General features: G+C 73.1%; 23 protein-coding genes. 11 read left to right on the top strand and 12 right to left on the bottom strand.

The window, feature by feature from the left end; translation table 11 throughout:
• Positions 1–383: 383 nt before the first annotated feature.
• Together HLB15_RS01215 and HLB15_RS01210 are read right to left on the bottom strand one after the other, a co-directional pair.
• The gene (locus HLB15_RS01215; protein ID WP_171102865.1) at positions 384–1,433 is read right to left on the bottom strand and encodes a hemolysin family protein; all 1,050 of its coding nucleotides are present in this window, start codon (positions 1,431–1,433) and stop codon (positions 384–386) included.
• The gene (locus HLB15_RS01210) at positions 1,430–2,869 is read right to left on the bottom strand and encodes a hemolysin family protein (protein WP_171102864.1); all 1,440 of its coding nucleotides are present in this window, start codon (positions 2,867–2,869) and stop codon (positions 1,430–1,432) included. The genes HLB15_RS01215 and HLB15_RS01210 overlap by 4 nt, the downstream gene beginning before the upstream one ends.
• 197 nt (positions 2,870–3,066) lie before the next feature.
• On the opposite strand from HLB15_RS01210, the gene HLB15_RS01205 reads away from it, so the two are divergent.
• The 4 genes from HLB15_RS01205 (at position 3,067) to HLB15_RS01190 (ending at position 10,063) form a co-directional block, all read left to right on the top strand.
• Positions 3,067–3,840, top strand: coding sequence for a response regulator transcription factor (locus HLB15_RS01205; protein WP_212759359.1), 774 nt, complete (start codon positions 3,067–3,069; stop codon positions 3,838–3,840).
• 37 nt (positions 3,841–3,877) lie between these two features.
• A complete protein-coding gene (locus tag HLB15_RS01200; RefSeq protein WP_171102863.1) occupies positions 3,878–5,023 on the top strand; it encodes a sensor histidine kinase in 1,146 nt (381 codons plus the stop codon).
• A 425-nt stretch (positions 5,024–5,448) separates the two neighbouring features.
• Complete coding sequence (locus HLB15_RS01195) at positions 5,449–9,267, top strand: multifunctional oxoglutarate decarboxylase/oxoglutarate dehydrogenase thiamine pyrophosphate-binding subunit/dihydrolipoyllysine-residue succinyltransferase subunit (RefSeq protein WP_417715059.1); 3,819 nt, start codon at positions 5,449–5,451, stop codon at positions 9,265–9,267.
• Between the two features lie 103 nt (positions 9,268–9,370).
• The gene (locus HLB15_RS01190; RefSeq protein ID WP_171102861.1) at positions 9,371–10,063 is read left to right on the top strand and encodes a VOC family protein; all 693 of its coding nucleotides are present in this window, start codon (positions 9,371–9,373) and stop codon (positions 10,061–10,063) included.
• 22 nt (positions 10,064–10,085) lie between these two features.
• Here the strand turns inward: HLB15_RS01190 and HLB15_RS01185 are convergent, their stop codons facing one another.
• Positions 10,086–11,081, bottom strand: coding sequence for an aldo/keto reductase (locus tag HLB15_RS01185; protein WP_171102859.1), 996 nt, complete (start codon positions 11,079–11,081; stop codon positions 10,086–10,088).
• Positions 11,082–11,234: 153 nt separating this feature from the next.
• Here HLB15_RS01185 and HLB15_RS01180 point away from each other — a divergent pair, with 153 nt between their 5' ends.
• Positions 11,235–12,179 carry an aldose 1-epimerase family protein gene (locus HLB15_RS01180; RefSeq protein WP_308424914.1) on the top strand — a complete coding sequence of 315 codons (945 nt, stop codon included), beginning with the start codon at positions 11,235–11,237 and terminating at the stop codon, positions 12,177–12,179.
• 122 nt (positions 12,180–12,301) lie between these two features.
• Complete coding sequence (locus HLB15_RS01175; RefSeq protein ID WP_212759357.1) at positions 12,302–12,910, top strand: GDSL-type esterase/lipase family protein; 609 nt, start codon at positions 12,302–12,304, stop codon at positions 12,908–12,910.
• Between the two features lie 167 nt (positions 12,911–13,077).
• Here the strand turns inward: HLB15_RS01175 and HLB15_RS01170 are convergent, their stop codons facing one another.
• Genes HLB15_RS01170 through HLB15_RS01160 form a run of 3 tightly spaced genes read right to left on the bottom strand, consistent with a single transcriptional unit; the run spans position 13,078 to position 15,448 of the window.
• On the bottom strand, positions 13,078–13,875 hold the full coding sequence (locus tag HLB15_RS01170; RefSeq protein WP_171102857.1) for a DUF4097 family beta strand repeat-containing protein: 798 nt from the start codon (positions 13,873–13,875) through the stop codon (positions 13,078–13,080).
• Positions 13,872–14,582, bottom strand: coding sequence for a PadR family transcriptional regulator (locus HLB15_RS01165; protein ID WP_171102855.1), 711 nt, complete (start codon positions 14,580–14,582; stop codon positions 13,872–13,874). Before HLB15_RS01165 ends, HLB15_RS01170 begins: the two co-directional genes overlap by 4 nt.
• Positions 14,582–15,448, bottom strand: a complete 867-nt coding sequence (locus tag HLB15_RS01160; RefSeq protein ID WP_171102853.1) for a DUF4097 family beta strand repeat-containing protein — start codon at positions 15,446–15,448, stop codon at positions 14,582–14,584. The genes HLB15_RS01165 and HLB15_RS01160 overlap by 1 nt, the downstream gene beginning before the upstream one ends.
• Positions 15,449–15,615: 167 nt before the next feature.
• Between HLB15_RS01160 and HLB15_RS24940 the strand changes: the two genes are divergently transcribed.
• Positions 15,616–15,690 (top strand): 50S ribosomal protein bL37, encoded by a 75-nt coding sequence (locus HLB15_RS24940; protein ID WP_156968370.1) that lies wholly within the window; start codon positions 15,616–15,618, stop codon positions 15,688–15,690.
• Positions 15,691–15,793: 103 nt separating this feature from the next.
• On the opposite strand, the gene rsrA is transcribed toward HLB15_RS24940, so the two are convergent.
• Together rsrA and HLB15_RS01150 are read right to left on the bottom strand one after the other, a co-directional pair.
• On the bottom strand, positions 15,794–16,069 hold the full coding sequence (gene rsrA, locus HLB15_RS01155; protein WP_171102851.1) for a mycothiol system anti-sigma-R factor: 276 nt from the start codon (positions 16,067–16,069) through the stop codon (positions 15,794–15,796).
• Positions 16,066–16,809 (bottom strand): sigma-70 family RNA polymerase sigma factor, encoded by a 744-nt coding sequence (locus HLB15_RS01150; RefSeq protein WP_283243283.1) that lies wholly within the window; start codon positions 16,807–16,809, stop codon positions 16,066–16,068. The genes rsrA and HLB15_RS01150 overlap by 4 nt, the downstream gene beginning before the upstream one ends.
• Before the next feature lie 317 nt (positions 16,810–17,126).
• Here HLB15_RS01150 and HLB15_RS01145 point away from each other — a divergent pair, with 317 nt between their 5' ends.
• Genes HLB15_RS01145 through rsgA form a run of 3 tightly spaced genes read left to right on the top strand, consistent with a single transcriptional unit; the run spans position 17,127 to position 20,024 of the window.
• Positions 17,127–17,597 (top strand): DoxX family membrane protein, encoded by a 471-nt coding sequence (locus HLB15_RS01145; RefSeq protein WP_171102849.1) that lies wholly within the window; start codon positions 17,127–17,129, stop codon positions 17,595–17,597.
• A 20-nt stretch (positions 17,598–17,617) separates the two neighbouring features.
• Positions 17,618–18,937: a 3-phosphoshikimate 1-carboxyvinyltransferase gene (gene aroA / locus HLB15_RS01140; RefSeq protein ID WP_171102847.1), complete on the top strand. Its 1,320-nt coding sequence runs from the start codon at positions 17,618–17,620 to the stop codon at positions 18,935–18,937.
• Positions 18,938–18,947: 10 nt separating this feature from the next.
• Entirely contained in the window at positions 18,948–20,024 is a 1,077-nt protein-coding gene (rsgA, locus tag HLB15_RS01135; RefSeq protein WP_171102844.1) for a ribosome small subunit-dependent GTPase A, read from the top strand.
• A 10-nt stretch (positions 20,025–20,034) separates the two neighbouring features.
• On the opposite strand, the gene HLB15_RS01130 is transcribed toward rsgA, so the two are convergent.
• Both HLB15_RS01130 and HLB15_RS01125 read right to left on the bottom strand, forming a co-directional pair.
• Positions 20,035–20,460, bottom strand: a complete 426-nt coding sequence (locus HLB15_RS01130) for a VOC family protein (RefSeq protein ID WP_171102842.1) — start codon at positions 20,458–20,460, stop codon at positions 20,035–20,037.
• Positions 20,461–20,528: 68 nt separating this feature from the next.
• On the bottom strand, positions 20,529–21,164 hold the full coding sequence (locus HLB15_RS01125; protein ID WP_171102840.1) for a DUF6928 family protein: 636 nt from the start codon (positions 21,162–21,164) through the stop codon (positions 20,529–20,531).
• 208 nt (positions 21,165–21,372) lie between these two features.
• Between HLB15_RS01125 and HLB15_RS01120 the strand changes: the two genes are divergently transcribed.
• Complete coding sequence (locus tag HLB15_RS01120; RefSeq protein WP_171102838.1) at positions 21,373–21,930, top strand: DUF6912 family protein; 558 nt, start codon at positions 21,373–21,375, stop codon at positions 21,928–21,930.
• A gap of 24 nt (positions 21,931–21,954) precedes the next feature.
• Here the strand turns inward: HLB15_RS01120 and hisN are convergent, their stop codons facing one another.
• The gene (gene hisN, locus HLB15_RS01115; RefSeq protein ID WP_171102970.1) at positions 21,955–22,752 is read right to left on the bottom strand and encodes a histidinol-phosphatase; all 798 of its coding nucleotides are present in this window, start codon (positions 22,750–22,752) and stop codon (positions 21,955–21,957) included.
• Between the two features lie 76 nt (positions 22,753–22,828).
• Positions 22,829–23,621: CpaE/TadZ family protein (locus tag HLB15_RS01110; RefSeq protein WP_514128293.1), on the bottom strand; the 793-nt coding region annotated here is incomplete at its 5' end.

The following is a 23,621-nucleotide window of genomic DNA, read 5'->3' as shown; positions in this document are numbered from 1 at the left end:
AGGCTGGGTGCTCGTCACAGCCGTGGACTCCACTGGCCCTCCGTCATCGTGTCCGCGGCCCCTCGCGGTGAACAGGTCGCACGTGACATTAACCCCCTCCGGCCTCGCTGCCAAGCCCCGGGTGACGACTGTGCGCGACGCCTGCGTGACGGTTTCCCTACCTGCGCTCCACCGACCCCTGCCCTGAACCACTCCGGGGTCAAGTCCCTGTGCATGCAGCGCCCACCTGCCTCCCTGACTTCGGCAGCCTGTCCGTCCCGCACCCCGATGTTCGGTCCGTTGTCGTGAGATCGGTCCGCCGAACGACCGATCTCACGACAACGGACCGAACACACAGCGGCCGGCGGACCGAGGAGCCGAAGTCAGCGCACCCACAGCACGGCTCAGCGCCGCTGCATGGCGTCGCGGACCTCGCCGACCAGCTCCTCGAGGATGTCCTCCAGGAACACGACGCCGAGCACCTCGCCGTCCGTGCCCTCGACCCGGGCCAGGTGCGCGCCGGAGCGCTGCATGACGCGCAGCGCGTCCTCGACCTCGGCGTCGGGCCGCACGGCGGCGAGCGCCCGGACGCGCCACGACGCGACGGGCTCGAACCGGGCCCGTCCGGTCGCGTACAGCACGTCCTTGAGGTGGAGGTACCCCACGAGCTCCTGCTCCCCCTCGGGCGTGCGCGTCACGACGGGGAACCGGCTGAAGCCGTGCTTGGACACGAGCCGCTCGACCTCGTCGGGCGTGCAGGTCTCGTCGACGGCCACGAGGTCGCTCACGCGGACCATGACGTCGCCCGCCGTGCGGTTGGAGAACTCGATGGCACCGGTGAGCAGGCCCTGCTCGTCGTGCAGCACGCCCTCGGCCTGGGAGTGCTCCACGATGGACTGCACCTCCTCCGCGGTGAACGCGGAGGCGACCTCGTCCTTCGGCTCGACGCCCGCGAGGCGGACGGCGTGGTTGGCGATCCAGTTGAGGGCCGCGATGACGGGGCGCAGCGCCCGGCCGAGCAGCACGAGCGGCGGGCCGAACCACATGACCGCACGGTCGGGTCCGGCGACGGCGAGGTTCTTCGGCACCATCTCGCCGAGGACCACGTGGAGGTAGACGACGAGCGACAGCGCGACGACCAGCGCGATGGGGTGCGTGAGGTCCTCGCTGACGCCGAGGGCGTGCAGGGGCCCCTCGAGCAGGTGGGCGAGCGCGGGCTCCGCCACGATGCCGAGGCCCGTGGAGCACACGGTCACGCCGAGCTGCGCGCACGCCAGCATGAGCGACACGTGCTCCATGGCCCACAGCACGGTGACGGCGCGCCGGTCGCCCGCCTGGGCGAGCGGCTCGATGGCGCTGCGCCGCGCCGAGATGACGGCGAACTCGGCGCCGACGAAGAAGGCGTTCCCGGCGAGCAGCACGAGGCCGACGACGAGGGCGGTGGTCGTGCTCATCGGTGTGCGCCCTTCTCGGTCTGCGGGCGCGCTGCCGCGCCGTCCGGGTCCTGCGGAGGCTGCGGGCGGACGCGGACGCGCTCCACGCGCCGGCCGTCCATCGCCTCCACGCGCAGCACGACGCGCGCGGTGGGGACTCCGACGGTGACCTCGTCGCCGACGGCGGGCATGCGCCCGAGCTCCGCCATGACGAGCCCGCCGAGCGTCTCGTAGGCGGCACCCTCCGGCACCTCGATGCCTGCGACCTCGACCAGCTCGTCGGGGCGCAGCACGCCGGGCACGATCCAGGACCCGTCGGCGGCGCGCGCGGCACCGGCCCTGCGGGGGTCGTGCTCGTCCGCGACGTCGCCCACGAGCTCCTCGACGACGTCCTCCAGCGTGACGACGCCGGAGGTGCCGCCGTACTCGTCGACCACGACGGCCATCTGCATGCCGAGCTCGCGCAGCTCGACGAGCAGGGGGCCGAGCCGCACCGTCTCGGGCACGCGCGGCGCCTCGACCATGAGCGCGGCGGCGGGCACCTCGGCGCGGCGGTCGTGGGGCACGCCCACGGCGCGCCGCAGGTGCACGAGGCCGACGACGTCGTCCCTGTCCTCGCCGATCACGGGGAACCGGGAGTGGCCGGTGCGCCGGGCGAGCGCGACGACGTCGTCGGCGGTGGCGTCCCGCTCGATGACGGACATGCGCAGCCGGTCGGTCATGACGTCGCGTGCGCTGAGCGTGTCGAGCTCGATCGAGTTGGTCAGCAGCGTCGCCACGGACTCCTCGAGCGTGCCCTCCTCGGCCGAGCGGCGCACGAGCGAGGCGAGCTCCGAGGCGGACCGCGCACCGGACAGCTCCTCGCGCGGCTCGACGCCCAGCCGGCGCAGCAGCGCGTTCGCCGAGCCGTTGAGCACGGCGATGAGCGGCTTGAACGTGACGGTGAAGACGCGCTGCACCGGCACGACGATCCGCGCGGTAGCCAGCGGGGCCGACAGCGCGAAGTTCTTCGGGATCAGCTCGCCGCACACCATGGAGAAGGCGTTGACCAGCACGAGCGCCAGCGCGCCCGCGAGGCCCGAGGAGACGGCGGTCGGCACCGACGTGCCGCCGAACGCGGCGGACAGCAGGGAGTTGAGGGCTGGCTGGGCCGTGTAGCCGAGGAGGATGGTGGTCAGCGTGATGCCGACCTGGGCGGAGCTCAGCTCCGTGGAGAGGTGCCGCAGCGCGGTCCGCACGCTGCGGTCGCGCATGCCGTGCCCGAGGGAGGGCCGGGCGGCGTGCGGGGCTGGGTGCGAGGGGTCGGCCGGCCGGCCGGGTCTGTCCCCCTCCGCGTCGTCGGAGTCGCCGATCACGGCGGGGTCGATGGTGACGAGGGAGAACTCCCCCGCCACGAAGACAGCAGTACCTGCTGTGAGGATGACGCCGACGGCGACCATGATCCAGTCGCCGGTCATCGCGCACTCCGGAAGGCGCACGGGGGGTGCTGGATCTTCCCGGGTTCTCGGTCGGGATATCGCTCGATCATCGTGGGGACGATCGTAGCGGGCACCACCCGGTCGCCACCCCTCGAGCACGACCAAGGAGCCGACCGGAAGCCGACTCCCAGGCTCGTCTCAGTGTCTTGTCAGGCAAGTACGGGCATGATTGACCTATGTCATCTGGTATCCCCCAGGCGCCTGGGGCCCCGCAGCAGCCCGGTGCGGCGTCGGCCGCAGCCTCGGCCGGCCAGCAGAGCGCGACCGTGCTCGTGGTCGAGGACGAGCCGACGATCGCGACGGCGATCGCGCAGCGGCTGTCCGCCGAGGGCTGGCGCGTCGAGGTGGCCCGCGACGGGCTGTCCGGCGTCGAGGCGTCCTCCCGGCTGCGGCCGGACGTCGTCGTGCTCGACGTCATGCTGCCCGGCATCGACGGCCTCGAGGTGACCCGCCGCATCCAGGCGGAGCACCCCACGCCGATCCTCATGCTCACGGCGCGTGACGACGAGACGGACATGCTGGTCGGCCTCGGGGTCGGCGCCGACGACTACATGACCAAGCCGTTCTCGATGCGCGAGCTCGTCGCCCGCATCAAGGCCCTGCTGCGGCGTGTCGACCGCGCGGCGCAGGCCGCGGCGACCAGCCCGGCGGACCCGCCCATGACGATGGGCGACGTGACGGTGGACCGCGCGCAGCGCCGCGTCTACCGCGCGGGCGAGGAGGTGCACCTCACGCCCACCGAGTTCGAGCTCCTCGTGATGCTCGCGGGCTCCCCCAAGACCGTGCTCACGCGCGAGCGCCTGCTCGCCGAGGTCTGGGACTGGGCGGACGCCAGCGGCACCCGCACCGTCGACTCGCACATCAAGGCACTGCGCCGCAAGCTCGGCCCGGACCTCATCCGCACGGTGCACGGCGTGGGCTACGCGTTCGAGCCGCCCGCCGGCTCGTGACCCGTCCCGTCGTCCACGGAGCCCTGGTGACGGTGCGATGATCCGGCCCCACGTGCCACGGCCCCGCGTGCCCGACGTCCGGCCGCTGGACCCGCTGAGCTCGCTCAAGATCAAGCTCGGCGTACTCGTGGCCGCAACCGTCACCGCCGCCGTCCTCATCACGTGGCTCGGCCTCCAGGCGTCCCTGGGGCCGAGCCGGACGTTCCCGCTCGCGATCATCCTGTCGCTGCTGGTCACCCAGGTCCTGGCGCGCGGCATGACGTCGCCGCTGCGGGAGATCACCGAGGCGGTCCAGGCGATGGCCGACGGCGACTACACCCGCCGCGTGCGCGCCACGAGCCGGGACGAGGTGGGGCAGCTCGCCCACGCGTTCAACCGGATGGCCGAGGACCTCGCGTCGGTCGAGCAGACCCGGCGCGACCTCATCGCCAACGTGTCGCACGAGCTGCGCACGCCCGTCGCGGCGCTGCAGGCCCAGCTCGAGAACATGGTCGACGGCGTCGTGCAGCCCACGCCCGCCGCGCTCGAGCAGGCGCACGCGCAGACGGAACGGCTCACCCGCCTGGTCACGTACCTGCTGGACCTGTCGCGGATCGAGGCGGGCGCGTCGGCGCTCAACGTGAGCACCATCGCGGTGGGCGACTTCCTGGAGCACTGCGCCGAGGACCTGTCGATGGTCGACGCGGCGAAGGACCTGCACTACGTCGTCGACGTGACGCCGGAGGACCTCACGATCGAGGGCGACGCCGAGCGCCTGCACCAGGTGGTCACCAACCTGCTGCAGAACGCGATCCGGCACTCGCCGGCGGGCGGTGTCGTGCGGCTGGACGCCTACCCCGTCGACGGGAGCGAGAGCGCCGACGTCGTGCTCGAGGTGAGCGACGAGGGGCCCGGCATCGCCGAGGAGGACAGGGAGCGGATCTTCCAGCGCTTCGTGCGCGGCACCGGGTCGACGGGCGAGACGCGGGGCCGCGGCGCCCCGGGCGACGGCGGCGACACCGCGGGCAGCACCGTCGGCTCGAGCGGCGGGACGGGCATCGGCCTGGCGATCGTCCGCTGGGCGGTCGAGCTGCACGGCGGGTACGTCGAGGTGGTGGACTCCGAGCGGGGCGCGACGATGCGCGTCACGCTTCCGGCCCGCGCCCATCCGGCCGCCGGGGTCACGACGACGCGCTCGGTCTGACGCCCGGCCTGCCGGTGTGACGGATCAGGCGCTGAGACGCGCGCTCAGGGCCCCGCAACGCGCTGATCTGCGCCGGGACCGCCGGGGGAACCCAGCAGCCTAGGGCGGCGACGCGCCGGTGCGTGAGACGGAGTTCCGTGATTTCGGTCACACTCGCAAAGGACGCCCGCCCTGCAACAAATTCGCGTAACGCGGCGTTGGCCACTTCGAGGGTCAATGTTGCCCGGATTTTGCTCCCAGGACGGGAAGCATGACGAAGCGCCTCCTTTGGTGCCCTGGGGCACGTTCGGGCCCTCTGGCGCACCCCCACCGGAAGGGCGAAAGGGCCTAGGCTTGGAGTGTCCGAAAACCATTCGGGCTGTGCGCGCCGCGACCAGACGTGGCGTGCCACGAACGCAACTGTGGTGAAGGTGGGCGATCCGCGCGTGTCCCCTAAGGCTGGTTCAGAGTCGATCAGCGTGGCGAGCTCGTCATTCGGAGCCAACGAGTGGCTTGTGGACGAGCTCTACCAGCAGTACCTGAAGGACAAGAACGCGGTGGACCCCGCGTGGTGGGACTTCTTCGCCGACTACACCCCCGGCGAGAACGGTTCCGCCAAGGAGGGGGCCACGACCGACGGCGCCGCGGCGCAGGCGCCGAAGGCCGGCACCGCGTCCGAGGCGCCGAAGACCGACGCTCCGGCGCAGGCCGCGCCCGCCCAGGAGGCTCCCGCGCAGAAGGCCGCACCGGCGACGGACGGCACCGCCGCCTCGGAGGCCGGTCAGCCCGCGCGCGAGAAGGTGCTGCCCGCCGACCCCAAGATCAACCCGGCGAACCCGATCGCGACGCCGCCCACCACGCACTACACCGAGACGTTCGAGCGTCCCGTCGCGCACCCGGACGCGGTGGACGACGTCCAGAAGCTGCGCGGCCCCGCCGCGCGCGTCGTGACCAACATGGAGTCCTCGCTCGAGGTCCCGACGGCCACGTCCGTGCGCGCCGTGCCGGCCAAGCTGATGGTCGACAACCGCATCGTCATCAACAACCATCTCAAGCGCGGCCGCGGCGGCAAGATCTCGTTCACGCACCTCATCGGCTTCGCGCTGGTCGAGGCGCTGGCCGACATGCCGGTCATGAACGCGCACTACGAGCTGGTCGACGGCAAGCCCGGCGTGAACCAGCCCGCGCACGTGGGCTTCGGCCTCGCGATCGACCTGGCCAAGCCGGACGGATCGCGCCAGCTCCTGGTGCCGAGCATCAAGAAGGCCGAGGAGCTCGACTTCGCCGAGTTCTGGGCCGCGTACGAGGAGCTCGTCCGCAAGGCCCGCGGCGGCAAGCTCGGCGTCCCGGACTTCCAGGGCACCACGATCTCGCTGACCAACCCCGGCGGCATCGGCACGGTGCACTCCGTGCCGCGCCTCATGCAGGGTCAGGGCACGATCGTCGGCGTCGGCGCCATGGACTACCCGGCCGAGTTCGCCGGTGCGTCCGAGGAGCAGCTCGCCCGCATGGGCGTCTCGAAGGTCATGACGCTCACGTCGACCTACGACCACCGCATCATCCAGGGCGCGCAGTCCGGCGAGTTCCTCAAGATCATCGCCGAGAAGCTGCTCGGTCTGGACGGCTTCTACGACCGCGTCTTCGCGGCCCTGCGCGTCCCGTACGAGCCCGTCCGCTGGGTGCGCGACAACACGGTCGACGCCGACGTCGAGGCCGCGAAGCCGGCCAAGATCGCCGAGGTCGTCCAGGCGTACCGCTCGCGCGGCCACCTCATGGCCGACACCGACCCGCTCGCCTACCGCCAGCGCAAGCACCCGGACCTCGACATCCAGAACCACGGCCTGACGCTGTGGGACCTGGACCGCACCTTCCCGACGGCCGGGTTCGGCACCAAGCCCAAGGCCACGCTGCGCGAGATCCTCGGTCTGCTGCGCGACTCGTACTGCCGCACCATCGGCATCGAGTACATGCACATCGCCGACCCGGCGCAGCGCAAGTGGCTCCAGGAGCGCCTGGAGGCCGGCTACGCCAAGACGCCGCGCGAGGACCAGCTGCGCATCCTGCGCCGCCTCAACTCCGCCGAGGCGTTCGAGACGTTCCTGCAGACCAAGTTCGTCGGTCAGAAGCGCTTCTCGCTCGAGGGCGGCGAGTCCCTCATCCCGCTGCTCGACGCGATCCTGTCGAAGGCGGCGGAGAACGGGCTCGACGAGGTCGGCATCGGCATGGCCCACCGCGGTCGGCTCAACGTGCTGGCCAACATCGCGGGCAAGAGCTACGGCCAGATCTTCCGCGAGTTCGAGGGCCAGCTCGACCCGAAGAGCGTCCAGGGCTCCGGCGACGTGAAGTACCACCTCGGCACGGAGGGCACGTTCACCTCCGAGTCGGGCGCGACGACCCGCGTCTACCTCGCGGCCAACCCGTCGCACCTCGAGGCGGTCGACCCGGTGCTCGAGGGCATCGTCCGCGCCAAGCAGGACCGCATCGACCTCGGCGGCGACGGCTTCTCCGTGCTGCCGATCCTGGTGCACGGGGACGCGGCCTTCGCGGGCCAGGGCGTCGTGCCCGAGGTGCTCAACCTGTCGCAGCTGCGCGGCTACCGTACCGGCGGCACGATCCACGTCGTCGTCAACAACCAGGTCGGCTTCACCACGGGCCCGACGTCGTCCCGCTCGACGACGTACGCGACCGACGTGGCCAAGGGCTACCAGGTGCCGGTCATGCACGTGAACGGCGACGACCCCGAGGCCGTCGTGCGCACCGCCGAGCTCGCCTTCGCGTTCCGCGAGCAGTTCGGCCAGGACGTCATCATCGACCTCATCTGCTACCGCCGCCGCGGGCACAACGAGGGCGACGACCCGTCGATGACGCAGCCGCTCATGTACAACCTCATCGAGACCAAGCGCTCGGTGCGCAAGCTCTACACCGAGAACCTGGTCGCCCGCGGTGACATCACCGTGGAGGAGGCCGAGCACGCGCTGCAGGACTACCAGGCGCAGCTCGAGCGGGTGTTCAGCGAGACCAAGTCGGGCTTCGCGCCCGAGCCCAGCACCGAGCACCTCGCCGGTCTGGAGCGTCCGGAGTCCCAGCGCGAGGACGCCGGCACGATGGTCGGCTGGCAGACGGCGATCTCCCACGACGTGCTGCAGCGGGTCGGCGACGTGCACACCACGCCGCCGGAGGGCTTCACGGTGCACCCGAAGCTCGCCCAGCTGCTGGAGAAGCGCCAGCTCATGTCGAAGGACGGCGGCATCGACTGGGGCTTCGGCGAACTGGTGGCCTTCGGCTCCCTGCTCGTCGAGGGCACCCCGGTGCGCCTCGCCGGCCAGGACTCGCGCCGCGGCACCTTCGTCCAGCGCCACGCCGTGCTGCACGACCGGGAGACCGGCGCCGAGTGGACCCCGCTGCTGTACCTGTCGAGCGACCAGGCCAAGTTCTGGGTCTACGACTCGTCGCTGTCGGAGTACGCGGCCCTCGGCTTCGAGTACGGCTACTCCGTGGAGCGCCCGGACGCCCTGGTGCTCTGGGAGGCGCAGTTCGGCGACTTCGTCAACGGCGCCCAGACGGTGATCGACGAGTTCATCTCGTCCGCCGAGCAGAAGTGGGGCCAGTCCTCCTCGCTCGTCATGCTGCTGCCGCACGGCTACGAGGGCCAGGGGCCCGACCACTCGTCGGCCCGCATCGAGCGGTTCCTGCAGCTCTGCGCGGAGAACAACCTGACGGTCGCGCAGCCGTCGACCCCGGCGTCGTACTTCCACCTGCTGCGCCGCCAGGCGTACGCGCGGCCGCGTCGCCCGCTCGTGGTGTTCACGCCGAAGCAGCTGCTGCGCCTCAAGGCCGCCGCGTCCGCGGTGGAGGACTTCACCGCCGGCACGTTCCGCGAGGTGCTCCCGGACCCGACGGCGGACCCCGCCAAGGTCAACCGGGTCATCCTGTGCACGGGCCGCGTGTACTACGACCTCCTCGCCGAGCGCACCAAGCGCGGTGACGAGGGCGTGGCGATCGTCCGGCTCGAGCAGCTCTACCCGTTCCCGGAGGAGCAGATCCGCGCCGAGCTCGCCAGGTACGGCGACGCCGAGGTGGTCTGGGTGCAGGACGAGCCGCAGAACCAGGGCGCGTGGAGCTACATCCACATGGCGCTCCCGATGGACATCCCGTACGTCAACGTGGTGTCCCGTCCGGCGTCGGCCTCGACCGCCGCGGGGACGGCGAAGCTGCACCAGGCCCAGCAGAAGACGCTCCTGGAGCAGGCTTTCACGCGCGGCTGACGCCGCACGCACGCGACGGAGGCGGGCACCCCGGAAGGGGGTGCCCGCCTCCGTCGTCGCACGACGACCCCGCACGCACGGCCGCCCGCCGTAGGGTGGTGCGATGGCAGACGCTCAGTTCAAGGACCTGGTCATCGACGCCTCCGACGGCGCGACCCTCGCGGCCTTCTGGTCGGCGGCCCTCGGGCTGCGGTCGAGCCCCGCAGGCGACTCGGCCACCACCTTCGTGCTCGAGGACGACGACCCGCGGCACACGGTGTGGATCAACACGGTCCCCGAGCCGCGCACGGTCAAGCAGCGCGTGCACCTCGACCTGCACGCCACCGTGGAAGAGCTCGAGGCACTGGGCGCGACGGCGGAGACCGCACGCGAGAACTGGGTCGTCATGCGCGACCCCGAGGGCGGCGAGCTGTGCGCCTTCCCCGACCGCGCCGCGGAGGCGGGCGTCTACCGCCCGTACGCGCTGGTCGTCGACTCCGCCGACGCCGCGGCCGCGGCCGCCTGGTGGGGCCGGTGCCTCGGACTGGAGCCGCGGGAGATCGAGGACAGGGGCTGGTACCGGATCGGCCCGGGTGGCTCGCTGCCGTTCCAGATGCTGTTCATCCCGGTGCCCGAGCCCAAGACGGTCAAGAACCGCATCCACTGGGACGTCGTCGGCGACACGGGCACGCTGCTCGACGTCGGCGCCACGCTCGTGACGCCGCACGAGGACTCAGCCGACCCGCACGTCTTCTGGGACGTGCTGGCCGACCCGGAGGGCAACGAGTTCTGCGTGTTCGCCCCGGACGAGGCCTGAGGCCTCGCCCGGGACGGGCACGTCACCACTTGTCGTGGACGTGCTCCTTGATCAGCTCGTCGTAGATCTCGCGCACGCCCGACATGAACAGCGGGCCGAGCGTGTCGGCGTCGCCCGCCGCGGCGTTGGCGCGGGCCTGCTCGGTGTTGCGCGCCCCCGGGATCACCGAGGAGACGCCCGGCCGCTGCCAGGCCCAGGCGATCGCGGCCTGCGCGGGGGTCAGGGCCTCACCCACGACCTGCGAGGCGAGCTCCGAGAACCGCGCGGCGGCCTCGAGGCCCACCTCGTAGGGCACGCCGGAGAACGTCTCGCCGACGTCGAACGCGGCGCCCTCGCGGTTGAAGTTCCGGTGGTCGTTCTCGGCGAACACCGTGTCCTTGGTGTACCGGCCGGAGAGCAGGCCCGAGGCCAGCGGCACGCGCGCGATGATGCCGACCCCGGCAGCCGACGCGGCGGGCAGCACCTCGTCGAGCGGCTTGAGCCGGAAGGCGTTGAGGATGATCTGCACGGTGGCGACGTGCGGGCGCGCGATGGCCTCGAGCGCCTCGGAGGTCTTCTCGACGCTGACGCCGTAGGCGGCGATCGCGCCGTCGGCCACGAGCTGGTCGAGCGCGTCGTAGACGGCGTCGCTCGAGTAGACGGCGCTGGGCGGGCAGTGCAGCTGGACGAGGTCGAGGCGGTCGACACCGAGGTTGCGCCGCGAGCGGTCGGTCCACTGCCGGAAGTTGTCCAGCACGTAGTTCTCCGGCACCTGGTCGACCCGTCGGCCCATCTTGGTGGCGACGGTCAGCCCGGCGTCGGCGTGGTCCTTGAGGAACGACCCGATGATCTGCTCGCTGCGCCCGTCCCCGTAGACGTCCGCGGTGTCGTAGAAGGTCACACCGGCCTCGAGGGACGCCTCCAGCACCGCGCGGGCGTCGTCCTCGCTGACGTCGCCCCAGTCCGCGCCGAGCTGCCAGGTCCCCAGGCCCACAGCCGATACGAGCCGACCCGTCCGTCCGAGCACCTGCTGTTCCATCGTTCCTCCTGCTGTCAGCGGGCCGGGTGGCCCGTGCGGACCCGGCGTCGGGCCCCTGGTGTAGCGGGGTCGTGCGGGCATGACAATTCCCGACCCTTTAGTCTGCCGTCCCACGCTACGTGCCGCAGACGGAAATTGCCCTACGGTTACGGTGTGAGTGTGACGACAGAAATTCCTCCCGTCGGTGCGGCAAGGCCCCATCCTTCCGGGGACCAGTACCGCATCGGCCACGGTGAGCACCGCGCCACGGTGACCCAGGTGGGCGCCGCGCTGCGCGAGTACTCGGTCGGCGGGCGCGACGTCGTGGTGCCGTTCGGCGCCGACGAGATCAACCCCGTCTTCAACAGCGCCGTGCTCCTGCCCTGGCCGAACCGGCTGGCGGACGGATCCTACGAGTACGGCGGGGTCACGCACCAGCTGCCGATCACCGAGCCGGACCGCCGCACGGCGCTGCACGGGCTCGCGGCCTTCGAGCGCTGGTCAGTCGTGGAGCACACCGGCTCCGCCGTGACGCTGGAGCTGGAGCTCGTGGCGCGCCCCGGCTACCCGTTCCAGCTCGTCGCCCAGATCCGGTACAGCCTGTCCGACACGGGGCTCGAGATCACGCTGGAGGTCACCAACGTCGGCGGCGACACCGCGCCCTACGGGTGCGGGTTCCACCCCTGGCTGTCCACGGGCGGCGCGTCGCTCGACGAGTGCACCGTGCGCCTCGACGCCGGCACGCGCGTCACGACGGACGACCGCCTGCTGCCGACCGGCACCGAGCCGGCGTCGGGCACCTACGACCTGCGCGAGCCGCGCAGCGCGGCCGGGCTCGACCTGGACGACGCGTACGTCGACGTCGTGCGGGACGAGGAGGGCCTGTCGTGGGCCCACCTCACGGGTCCGGACGGGCGGACGGCCGCCGTCTGGATGGACGGGTCGCAGGACGTCTGGCAGATCTGCACGGGCGACCACATCCAGCCCGAGCGGCGCCGCATGGGGCTGGCGGCCGAGCCGATGAGCTGCGCCGCCGACGCCTTCCGCACCGGCGAGCGGCTGGTGCACCTCGCGCCGGGTGACCGGCACGCGGTCCGGTGGGGCATGACGCTGCTCTGACCTGATGCTGCTCAGCGGCGTCGGCGCGTTGTCACCGGTCCGCCCCGGTCGGTGCACCACAATTGCCCACATCGGGGAACCGGCCGTCCGCCAGGCTGCCGGGACAAGGCAAGGAGAGTCCGTTGCAGGATCGCGAGGTGCGCATCTGCGTCGTCGGTGACGAGCTGGCCACAGGTGTCGGCGACGCCCGTGCGCTCGGCTGGACCGGGCGCGTGGTCGCGCGCACCCATTTCTCCCGGCCCGCGATGCTCTTCACCCTCGCGGTGCCCGGCGAGACGAGCACGCAGCTCGGCGCACGCTGGGAGGCGGAGACCGCCACGCGGTTCGGCCCGGACTCCGAGGTCGAGAACCGGCTCGTGGTCGCCCTCGGGCGGCACGACGTCACCTCGGGCCTCACGGTGGCCCGCTCGCGCCTGAACCTCGCCAACATCCTCGACGTCGCCGACGCGAACCGGACTGCCGCCTTCGTGGTCGGTCCGCCGCCCGGGCGGCCCGAGGAGGGCGAGCGGATCGCCGAGCTCTCCGACGCGTTCGCCGACGTGGCCAGCCGCCGCCGGGTGCCGTACGTGGACACGTACACGCCGCTCGCGCAGCACGAGCAGTGGCTCGCGGACATGGCGCAGGGCGGGGGCGTGTACCCGGGCCAGGCGGGCTACGGCCTCATGGCGTGGCTGGTCCTCCACACGGGCTGGCACGCCTGGCTGGGCCTCCCCCAGGACGAGGTAGCCTGACCCTCCCTCCCCCGCCGAGGTAGTCACGTGGCGAAGTAGTCGTTCAGCCGTATACACGCAGGCAGCGAGGTAGTCGTCCGGTTCGCGCCGGTGACTACCTCGCCACATGACTACCTCGCCACGTGACTACCTCGCCACGTGACTACCTCGGCGGGGATGGGGGTGGGTCAGGATCGGGTGACCGTGGCGGTGCCCGAGACCGTGTTCGTCGAGACGTACGCCGCGGCGCCCGGCTCCGCGTGGTCGACGACGACGGTGCGCTGCGCGCTCGACGCCACCTGCGTGCCGTCCACGACGACCTTGCCCGTGACGCTGCGCGCACGGAGGTTGACGGGCGAGCCGGCGTCGAGCCGCACGGACGCGGCGCCGGAGACCGTCTTGACGTTGACCAGCGGCGTGGTGCCGACCGCCGCGACGTCGACCGCGCCGGACACGGTCTGCGCCGAGACCCGGCCCAGCGCGCCCTCGATCGACACGGTGCCCGAGACGGTGGTCGCCGACGCGTCGCCCGAGTGCTCCGCGACCGCGATCGCGCCGGTGCCGGACTTGGTCGTGACCGACCCGGTGGTGCCGGTGACCGTGATCGCACCGCCCGCGGTCTTGACGTTGACGCCCGCCTGCGCGCCGGTCACGACGACCTCGGCGCCGACGGTCGCGACGTCCACGACGGACATGGCGGGCACGGTGATGCGCACGACCGCGCTGTCCTGGTCCTTGAGGCCGCGGAAGCGGTCGACGAAGCCCTCGAGGCCGGGGAAGTCGTAGGCGACGCGGAGCGTGCCGTGCTCGGCGAGCACCTGCAGCGGCCGCGAGGAGACCTCGACCACCTCGACGACGGCGCCGGACGTGCGGGCAGGGTCGGCCACGATCTCCGCGCGGCCGTTGGTCAGGCGGACGGTCAGGGTCGTGGCGCTGCCGACCTCGATGGTCTGGGGGGCGGCCACGCTCCAGGACTCGGTGGTCATCGCTGTGCTCCGTTTCGGTGGGGAGATTCGGGGGCTGGTTCGGGAACAGGGGCAGGGTGGTCGGGTCGGTCGGTCGGGCCGGTGTGCGGCAGCGTCCCGCGGATCGCGGTCCGGGCCGAGTCGAGCACGGTGCGCAGCGTCTCGACGGTCAGCGCCGTCACCGTACCTGCGGCGTCGGCCTCCCGCAGGTCCGCCAGCACGTCGTTGCGGAAGCGCTGCAGCACCGCCTCGGCGTCGTGCCGCAGGGTGTTCGACCGGGTGCGTCGGGGGTCGGGTGCGGCGTCCGGCGCAGGCCGCGGCCGGGACCGCGCCTCCTGCGCGGCAGCGGCCAGCTCGGCGCGGAGGCCGCGCATGGTGTCGCGGATGTCGGCGCGCACCTCGTCGGCCAGGCTGCGCACCGTCTCCGCGACGGAGCGCTCGAGCCGCCGCACATCGTCCGTGCGCGTCTCGACCTCGGCGCGTCCGGCCGGCGTCAGCTCGTAGCTGGCCTTGCGCCCGGCGCCCGCACCGTCGGGGACGGTCCGGCGGACCAGCCCCTCCTCCTCGAGGCGGGCCAGGCGCGGGTAGATCGTGCCGGCGCTGGGCCGGTAGGTGCCGCCGAAGCGCTGCGTGAGCTCGGTGATGAGCTCGTAGCCGTGACGCGGGCCGTCCAGGAGCAGCACCAGGAGGTACAGGCGCAGCTCGCCGTGCGCGAAGACGGGAGGCACTAGACCTCCCCCAGCGGTGCGGTGACGTCCTCCGCGGCGGCTGCGGGGTCAGGTGCGTCGTCCGGGACGGACCCGATCACCGTGACGTCGCCCGACACGCCCGTGACGCGGAGCTGCGTGACGCCCCGCGTCCCGGCCCGCCCCGCGCCGCTGACGCGCGCCGCCCCGCCTCCGGTGACCTGGAGGCCGCCCACCGTGACGCGCCCGCTCGCGCTCTGCACGGACGCCTCGACGGCGCGGTCGTCGGGCACGCGCAGCAGCGCATCGCCCGAGACGGTGTTGATCCGCACCTGCCGCGGCTGGGTCGCCAGGTCGAACGTGACGCCCCCGGAGACGGAGGTCGACGTGACGACGTCCGCCGAGCCGCTCACCACGACGTCGGCCGAGACGGTGTTGCTCGTGACGTCGCCGGCGTGGCCGCGCACCGCGACCTCGCCCGACACGGTGTTGATGCGGAGCTCGCCCGCGGTACGGGAGACGAGGAGCGACCCGGTGACGGTCGAGACCGACGCGCCCGCCGTCGTACCGGCGAGCAGGCCCTCGCCGCGGACGGTGCCGAGCCGGACCGTGGTCCCCGCGGGCACGGCGACGTGGATGTCTGCCCGGGCCTTGCCGCCGAAGTCGACGAACCGTTTGACGAACGAGCCCCAGCCCGACAGGCCGCTCTCGTGCTCGATGACGAGGCGGCCGTCCACGAGGCGCACCTCGAGGGACCGGCCCTCGACGGAGTGCACCTCGACGCGGACCGCCGGGTCGTCGTGGGCCACGATGTCGAGCCTCCCGTCGACGACGTGCGCGTCGACGCTGGTCACGCCGTCGAGCTCCAGGGTCTGCGGACCGGTGACGGTCCAGCTGTCCGTGCTCATGGCTACCTCCGCTGCCGGGTCGGAGACACGATATATCGCGTCCGTGGCAGACACGATATATCGCGTTCCGGCCCGGGGCAACCCCCGTGTCCGCTCTGATGCCGGACGGAGCCGCGATCTGTGGGATCATGGCGTGCATCCAGTCCGTCACCTGTCAGGAGACATCCATGAGCAAGCGCGGTCGCAAGCGCCGTAGCCGCAAGGGCTCTGCCGCCAACCACGGCAAGCGTCCCAACGCCTGAGCCACCGCCCGCAGGGCACACGAAAGGGCCGGCCCCCTACCGGGGTCCCGGCCCTTCGTCATGCCCACGAGGTCTCGGCGCCCGCCGTCGGCGGGTGCGGCACCTACCGGACGACCGACATCACCGTCAGCTGCTGGTGGATGCGCACCCGGAGCGTCTCCGGCGCCCGCTCCGTGCACGAGCGGCGCACGAGCTGCTTCACCAGGTCCTCGACGCTCAGCTCGGACAGGCACGGCGAGCAGTGCGCCACGTGCGCGCGCATCCGCTGCTCGTCCTCCGGCGTCATCTCCGAGTCGAGGTACTCGTAGAGGTGCTTGAGCACGTGGTCGCACTCGGAGTCCCCCGCTGTGTCGTGGGGGATGGGTTCGACGTTGTTCACTGCGCACCTCCGGGCGCCTGGCTGACGAGTCCTCGCTGGGCCGCGTAGTCGGCGAGGAGCTCGCGCAGCTGCCGACGTCCGCGGTGGAGCCGGGACATCACGGTCCCGATGGGAGTTCCCATGATCTCTGCGATCTCCTTGTAGGGGAAGCCCTCGACGTCGGCGTAGTAGACGACCATCCGACGGTCCTCCGGGAGCTCGGCGAGCGCCCGCTTCACATCGCTGTCCGGCAGCCGGTCCAGCGCCTCGGCCTCGGCCGAGCGCAGGCCCGTCGACGTGTGCGACGCCGCGCGCGCGATCTGCCAGTCCTCGACGTCCTCCGCCTGGGACTGCTGCGGCTCGCGCTGCTTCTTCCGGTAGCTGTTGATGAAGGTGTTGGTGAGGATCCGGTACAGCCAGGCCTTCAGGTTCGTGCCCGGCCGGTACTGGTGGAAGGCGGCGAACGCCTTGGCGAACGTCTCCTGCACCAGGTCCTCGGCGTCGGCGGGGTTGCGCGTCATGCGCAGCGCCGCCGAGTAGAGCTGGTCGAGGTACTGCAGCGCGTCGCGCTCGAAGCGGACCGCGCGGGCGGCGGCGTCCTCCTCCGCGGGCGAACGCTCCGTGCTCTCCTCGTCGGCGCCCGAGGCCTCCGGCGTGCCCTGTGCCGCGTCGACCTCGCTCGCGACGGCGTCGGGGCGCACCTCGACGTCGGCCCCGGCGTCGCCGGTGCCCTGGTTCTGCTCGCGGGAAGTGTCGGTCATCGTCTTCGAGCCTAGCCGGGTCGGCCAGCCCGTGTTCGCCAGGGCCACGGACAGGCCGTCCGCGACACCCTTCGCGCCTGCTTCCTCACCCACGCGCAACAGGTGCGCGGGGACCGCCCCGAACTGCACGGGGGCCTGCGTGTCCACGTTCGTACCGGTCGGCGTGCCTGCCACCGTGTCGATCACCCTGTTCCTCACCGCATCCTTCTCGAGGCAACGCTCCACGACCCCTTCAACCCCGCGCCCCGGCGCGGAATTCCCGGGTGAGAGCCCGGCACGCTGCTGCGACAGGGGCCCGGATCTGCGATGGTGGGTGCATGCTGCTCCGACACATCGCGCGTCCCCTCCTGGCCTCGTCGTTCATCTACGACGGCGTGCAGGCCGCCCGGAAGCCGAGCGAGCACGTGGCCGCCGCCCGGACCGGTTCGGCCCTCGCCACGAAGGCGCTCGGCGCCGAGCCCCTCAGCGAGAAGCAGGTCGCCACGCTCGTGCGCGCGCACGGGGTCGCGACGGCCGCGGCGGGCACCCTGCTCGCGCTCGGCAAGGCGCCGCGCGCGTCCGCCGTCGCGCTGGCGCTGCTCACGCTGCCGCTCGCCGTCGTCAACCAGCCCTTCACCGCGCCGTCGCCGGAGCGCCCGGCCCGCACCGAGCGGTTCCTGCGCAACGTCGCGTCCGTGGGCGCGGCGCTCATCGCGGGCGCCGACCTCGAGGGCCGCCCCGGCATCTCGTGGCGCGTGCAGCAGGCACGTGCCGCCCGCGCGGAGGCGAAGGCCGCCGCGGCGGGCTGACCTCGCGATAATCTCGGCACATGACCTCATCGACCACCGCGCCCGCACCGACCTGGGAGGCGCCGCTCGCCGGCGCACCGCTGGACGCGACGGTCGAGATACCCGGCAGCAAGTCGCTCACCAACCGGCTGCTCGTGCTCGCGGCGCTCGCCGACGCGCCGGGCACCCTCCGCGGCGCGCTGCGCAGCCGCGACGCCGACCTCATGATCGGCGCCCTGCGCGCGCTCGGCGCCGGCATCGAGGAGGGGGCCGAGCCGAGCACCCTGCACGTGACGCCGGGCCCCGTCACCGGCGACGCCGACATCGACACGGGGCTCGCCGGCACGGTCATGCGGTTCCTGCCGCCCGTCGCCGCCCTGGCCGACGGCCCCGTCCGGTTCGACGGCGACCCGGCGGCACGGGTGCGACCGATGCTGCCCGTGCTCGCCGCCCTGCACGCCCTGGGTGTCGCGGTGCACGACCCGGGGTCGGACGACCCGGCGGCGCTGCCCACGTCCCTCCCGTTCACCGTCGAGGGCCGCGGTCGCGTGCCCGGCGGTGCCGTCGACGTCGACGCGTCGGAGTCCTCGCAGTTCGTCTCCGGCCTGCTGCTCGCCGCCGCCCGGTTCGAGCGCGGCCTGACCCTGCGCCACATCGGCGCCACGCTGCCCAGCCTGCCGCACATCGAGATGACGGTGGCGACGCTGCGTGACGTCGGCGTCGAGGTGGACGACTCGCGCGACGGGATGTGGACCGTCGCCCCCGGCCCGATCGCCGGCCGGGACGTGCGCGTCGAGCCCGACCTGTCGAACGCCGCGCCGTTCCTGGCCGCCGCGCTGATCGCGGGCGGGACGGTCCGCGTGCCCGGCTGGCCGACGCTCACCACCCAGCCCGGCGCGATGGTGCCGGAGCTGCTCGAGCGCATGGGCGGCTCGAGCTCGCTCGCCGGCGGGGTGCTCGAGGTCACGGGGACGGGCGAGGTGCACGGCATCGACGTCGACCTGCACGCGGCGGGCGAGCTCGCGCCGACCTTCGCCGCGCTCGCCGCCCTGGCGGACTCGCCCTCGCGGCTGCGCGGCATCGCGCACCTGCGCGGGCACGAGACCGACCGGCTGGCGGCTCTGGCCCGCGAGATCACGCGCCTCGGCGGACAGGCGGAGGAGACGCGCGACGGCCTGGTCATCACGCCGCGGCCGCTGCACGCCGACACCGTGCAAACGTACGAGGACCACCGCATGGCGACGTCGGCGGCCCTGCTCGGCCTGCGCGTGCCCGGCCTGCGGGTCGAGAACGTCGGCACGACGGCCAAGACCCTGCCGGGGTTCACCGGCATGTGGCTGGACATGCTGGGCCTGGGGTGAGGGCCGCCTGATGGGCCGGCGTGACGTCCGCGACGAGTCGGACTTCCGCTCCCGCCCCTCCAAGAAGGGCTCCCGGCCGCGCACCAAGCAGCGCCCGCAGCACTCCGACGCCGTCACCGGGCTCGTCACCGGGGTGGACCGCGGCCGGTACACGCTGCTGGTGGGAGGCGCCGACGGCACCGTGGTCACCGCGATGAAGGCACGCGAACTCACCCGGACGCGCGTGGTCGTGGGCGACCGCGTCGACGTCGTGGGCGACACGTCCGGCGCGGAGGGCACGCTCGGCCGCATCGTGCGGATCCAGGACCGCACCTCGGTGCTGCGGCGCACGGCCGACGACACGGACCCGTACGAGCGGATCGTCGTCGCGAACGCCGACCAGCTCGTCGTCGTCACGGCCCTGGCCCAGCCCGAACCACGCACGGGCATGATCGACCGCTGTGTCGTGGCCGCGTACGACGCCGGGATGTCCGTGCTGCTGTGCCTCACGAAGGCCGACCTCGCCTCCCCCGACGCGCTGCGTGCGCTCTACGAGCCGCTCGGGGTGGAGGTAGTGGTCACCCGGCGCGCCCCCACCGACGACGGAGCCGACGGCGCCCTGACGCTCGCTCCCGACTCGGTCGAGGAGGTCCGCGACCGGCTGCGCGGGCTCGTGTCGGTCCTCGTGGGGCACTCGGGCGTGGGCAAGTCGACGCTCATCAACGCCCTGGTCCCCGAGGCCGGCCGCGCGACGGGCGTCGTCAACGACGTGACCGGGCGCGGCCGGCACACCTCGACGTCGGCGGTGGCGCTGGAGCTGCCCGTCGGCCCGGACCGGGACGACCACGACGGCTGGGTGATCGACACCCCGGGCGTGCGGTCGTTCGGGCTCGCGCACGTCGAGGTCGCGCACCTCCTGCACGCGTTCGAGGACCTCGACGAGGTCGCGCAGGAGTGCCCGCGCGGCTGCACACACCTCGCCGACGCGCCCGACTGTGCCCTCGACGAGTGGATCGAGGCGTCCCCCGCCGCCGAGCGTCCGGCCCGTGCGGCACGCCTCGGCTCGTTCCGCCGTCTCCTCACGTCCCGCACGGGGGCGGACGCGTGACGGCGGGCCGCTACGGCTCCAGGAACATCCAGCGGTGCCCCTCGACGTCCTCCGCGCGGTAGAGGCGGCCGTACGGCTGCTCCTCGATGTCCGACAGGAGCCCGGCGCCCGCGGCCTTGGCCCGGGCGTAGTGCGCCTCGACGTCGGCGACGTGGACGAGCACGCCGTCGATGACCCAGGGCGTGGAGAGCCAGGCGTCCGCCGCCGTGCAGTGCGTGCGGTGCAGCGCGGGCCCCTCGTAGGACGCCAGCTCGGAGATCATGACGCGACCGCCGCCCGCGGCGTCGAGCGCGCCGTGGGACAGGTGACCGTCCTCGTCCAGCCACCGCTCGGCCTCGGTGAAGCCGAACGTCTCGATGAGCCAGTCCATGGCGGCGACGCCGTCCTGGTAGGACAGCATGGGGACCACTGCGGGCACAGGCACGGGTACGGGCATGTCACACCTCCTCGTTCTCGAACAACTGTACGAGCACTTGGAGGCCTCTGTCGAGCGGGGTCCCGGAGTCAGTCGAGGATCTCGAAGCCGAAGAGCTCGACCGCCCACGGGTCGAGCCGGCCGGCGGCCGGGGCGCCGTCGTCGCCGAGCACCTCGAAGCCGAAGAACTCGCGCACCGCGAGCTCCCCGAGCTCGAGCGGGTTGAACGGGACCGCGAAGCCCTCTGTCGCCCGTGCCGTGCGCTCGCCCGCCCAGAAGGGCTCCTCGAAGGCCAGCGGCTCGCCCGTGTCCTCGAGCACGCCGTCCTCGCCCGACAGGCTCAGCGACCGCACCAGCACACCGTCGCGCCACACCGCGTAGGCGCACCAGTGCACGACGTCGTGCATGGCGTGCAGGTAGAGCGTGCGGCCGACGCTCGCCGCGACGAGGTGCGCGGGGAGCTGCGACGGCCGGTCGAGCATGAGCGCCTGGTCGCACAGCACGTCGACCTCCGGCGTCGAGAGCGCGCACGCCCGGCTCTGCGGCGGGAACATCGCGTCGCCGAGCTCCCACGGCTCCTCGCCGTCGGGCCGGATGCGGGCGGGCGGCCACAGCAGGCCCAGCAGGTCGGCAGCACCCGCCTCGTCGGCGAACTCCGTCGCGTCGGAGAGCCCCGTCGCCACGTCACCGTCCGTGTACACCAGCATCGCCGTCCTGGCCGCCATCCTCGTCCTGCCCTCCGCTCGTGGTTCCCGCACCGCCCCGCCACGCCGTCCCGGCGCCGCACCCGGCCAGACGAGGGTACGGGTACTCTGCGTCGTCGCCACCGCACTCGCAGGTCATGACGTCGCGCGCCCGGGCGGGCGCACCTGTGGCCGACGACCCTGGCCTCGCAGGACGCCTCGGGGCACGTTTCGACGGCAGACTGTGCACATGCGCATCTACGTGCCCGCCACGCTCGACGAGCTCGACGCCGTCACCCACGCCCCCGACGCCGCACGCTGGACGGTGGCCCCGCGCCGCGCCCACGCCGTGACCGCCGAGCTGGAGCAGGCGCTGCCCGAGGAGGACGCCGAGGGGCTCGAGTACGTCGCCCTGCTCAACGCGGCGGACGACTCGCTCGCCCTCGTCGCCGGGCGGCCCGCCGCGCCGCACCAGCGCGTGGTCGTCACGGTCGAGGTGCCCGACGCGGCCGTCGCGCCGCTGGGTGACCCGGCCCCGGGCGACGACGACGAGCCGGTCGCCTCCGAGGTGCAGGTCACCCGCACCGTCGACGACGTGGCGATCGTGTGCGTGCACGTCGACGAGGCGGAGGCCGCCGCCGACATCGCGGACGTGCTCGCCGCCGCCGACGAGGAGAGCGACAGCGAGGACGTCGCCGAGGTCGGCGAGGAGTCCGACACCGCGCTCGACGACGCGCTGCAGCGGGTCACCGACCGCGACCTGCTCTGGTACGACTGGAGCGAGCTGCGGGACGTGCCCCGCGCCTGACCTCCCGGCCCGGCCCGAGCGGGGTCAGGCCTGCGGCGTGCCGAGGTAGCGCAGCGCGACGTCGTGCAGCGCGCCGTTGGTGGCCACCGCGTTGCCGCCCCAGGGGCCCGGCGCTCCCTCGAGCGACGTGAACCGGCCGCCCGCCTCGGTCACGATCGGCACGAGGGCCGCCATGTCGTAGACCTCGAGCTCGGGCTCCGCGGCGATGTCGACGGCGCCGTCGGCCACGAGCATGTACGACCAGAAGTCGCCGTAGCCGCGGGTGCGGGCGCAGGCGCGCGTGAGGTCGAGGAACCCGTCGAGCGAGCCGCGCTCCTCCCAGCCGCCGATCGAGGCGTAGCTGAACGACGCGTCGTGCACGTCGGAGATCCCGGAGACGGACATGCGCGTCGCGGACGCGAGGGACTTGCCGGTCCAGGCGCCCGAGCCCTTGGCGGCCCACCAGCGCCGCCCGAGCGCGGGGGCGCTGACCAGGCCGACGACGACCTCCTCGCCGTCGGCCAGGGCGATGAGCGTGGCCCAGACGGGTACGCCGCGGACGAAGTTCTTGGTGCCGTCGATCGGGTCGACGATCCACCGCCGCGCGCCGTTGCCGGCCGAGCCGTACTCCTCCCCCACGATCGCGTCGCGCGTGCGCGCCCGGGCGAGCTGGTTGCGGATGAAGTCCTCCGCCGCGCGGTCGGCGTCCGACACGGGCGTCAGGTCCGGCTTGGTCTCGACCTTGAGGTCCAGCGCCCGGTACCGCGACATGGTGATGGAGTCGACCTGGTCGGCGATCACGTGCGCCAGGCGGAGGTCGTCGGCGTAGTTGTCCTTCGTCATGGCGGCCACGGGCACAACCTAGCGCCGGATGGCACCTTCCGGCCGTCGCAGCGCGCCGGACGGACAAATTCTCCGCTCACGCGGGCACCCCGGCGGGCACCGGCACCGCCGCGCGGACGCGTGCGGCCAGGGCCTGGAACGCGGCGCGCGCCGGGGAGGCCGGTGCGCACTCGGCGAGCACACGGCCGCTCAGGAGCGCGGCGTCGAGCGCGGCGGGGTCGTCCGGCACGAGGTGCACGTCCTGGACACCGGCGTACCGGGCGAGCGCGTCCTGCACCTGCGTGCCCGCGTGGCGCCCGGCCACGGCGTCGCGCACGCGGTTGACGACCACGACGCGGGCCGCGGGCACCGGGACCGAGGCGTCCCGCAGGTCCTCGAGCCCGCGGACGAGCCGTTGCACGCCCACCGGGTCGGCGCCGCCCACCACCACCACGACGTCGGCGGCCTGCAGCGCGCACAGCGTCGCGCCGTTGCGCTGGGGCGCGCGCGTGTCGTACATGATCAGCTCGTCGGCCTCCAGCACGGGGCCGCAGTCCACGACCATCCACGCCGCGAGCTCGCGGCAGCGGTCCAGCACGACGTCGAGCGCCGCCGGCGGCAGCTCGGGCCACCTCGCCGCGCGCGTGATGCCCGTGAGCACGCGCACGCCGGGCAGGACGACCGGGCTGTGCCGCGCGAGCGTCACGAGGTCGAGCACGCCCTGCCCCGCCGCGCGCGCGGCGGCGGCGAGGCCCGGCGCGTCGTCGAGCAGGCCGAGCCGCGACGTCACGGACGAGGCGTAGGTGTCGGCGTCGACCAGCACCGCCGTGTCGGCGTCGTGGGGACGGACGGCGGGGCGCTGCCTGCGCAGGAGCGACCGGCGTGCGGGC

Source organism: Promicromonospora citrea (genome assembly GCF_013004695.1).
GTDB lineage: Bacteria > Actinomycetota > Actinomycetes > Actinomycetales > Cellulomonadaceae > Promicromonospora > Promicromonospora citrea.
Note: the sequence above shows the minus strand (reverse complement) of the source record. Positions and strands in the feature narration are given on the sequence as shown.

Excerpts from the sequence above, each read along its gene's own strand:
- HLB15_RS01215 (WP_171102865.1), bottom strand. The coding sequence starts at position 1,433 with ATGAGCACGACCACCGCCCTCGTCGTCGGCCTCGTGCTGCTCGCCGGG.
- HLB15_RS01210 (WP_171102864.1), bottom strand. The coding sequence starts at position 2,869 with ATGACCGGCGACTGGATCATGGTCGCCGTCGGCGTCATCCTCACAGCA.
- HLB15_RS01205 (WP_212759359.1), top strand. The coding sequence starts at position 3,067 with ATGTCATCTGGTATCCCCCAGGCGCCTGGGGCCCCGCAGCAGCCCGGT.
- HLB15_RS01200 (WP_171102863.1), top strand. The coding sequence starts at position 3,878 with ATGATCCGGCCCCACGTGCCACGGCCCCGCGTGCCCGACGTCCGGCCG.
- HLB15_RS01190 (WP_171102861.1), top strand. The coding sequence starts at position 9,371 with ATGGCAGACGCTCAGTTCAAGGACCTGGTCATCGACGCCTCCGACGGC.
- HLB15_RS01185 (WP_171102859.1), bottom strand. The coding sequence starts at position 11,081 with ATGGAACAGCAGGTGCTCGGACGGACGGGTCGGCTCGTATCGGCTGTG.
- HLB15_RS01170 (WP_171102857.1), bottom strand. The coding sequence starts at position 13,875 with ATGACCACCGAGTCCTGGAGCGTGGCCGCCCCCCAGACCATCGAGGTC.
- HLB15_RS01160 (WP_171102853.1), bottom strand. The coding sequence starts at position 15,448 with ATGAGCACGGACAGCTGGACCGTCACCGGTCCGCAGACCCTGGAGCTC.
- HLB15_RS01150 (WP_283243283.1), bottom strand. The coding sequence starts at position 16,809 with ATGACCGACACTTCCCGCGAGCAGAACCAGGGCACCGGCGACGCCGGG.
- HLB15_RS01145 (WP_171102849.1), top strand. The coding sequence starts at position 17,127 with ATGCTGCTCCGACACATCGCGCGTCCCCTCCTGGCCTCGTCGTTCATC.
- aroA (WP_171102847.1), top strand. The coding sequence starts at position 17,618 with ATGACCTCATCGACCACCGCGCCCGCACCGACCTGGGAGGCGCCGCTC.
- rsgA (WP_171102844.1), top strand. The coding sequence starts at position 18,948 with ATGGGCCGGCGTGACGTCCGCGACGAGTCGGACTTCCGCTCCCGCCCC.
- HLB15_RS01130 (WP_171102842.1), bottom strand. The coding sequence starts at position 20,460 with ATGCCCGTACCCGTGCCTGTGCCCGCAGTGGTCCCCATGCTGTCCTAC.
- HLB15_RS01125 (WP_171102840.1), bottom strand. The coding sequence starts at position 21,164 with ATGGCGGCCAGGACGGCGATGCTGGTGTACACGGACGGTGACGTGGCG.
- HLB15_RS01120 (WP_171102838.1), top strand. The coding sequence starts at position 21,373 with ATGCGCATCTACGTGCCCGCCACGCTCGACGAGCTCGACGCCGTCACC.
- hisN (WP_171102970.1), bottom strand. The coding sequence starts at position 22,752 with ATGACGAAGGACAACTACGCCGACGACCTCCGCCTGGCGCACGTGATC.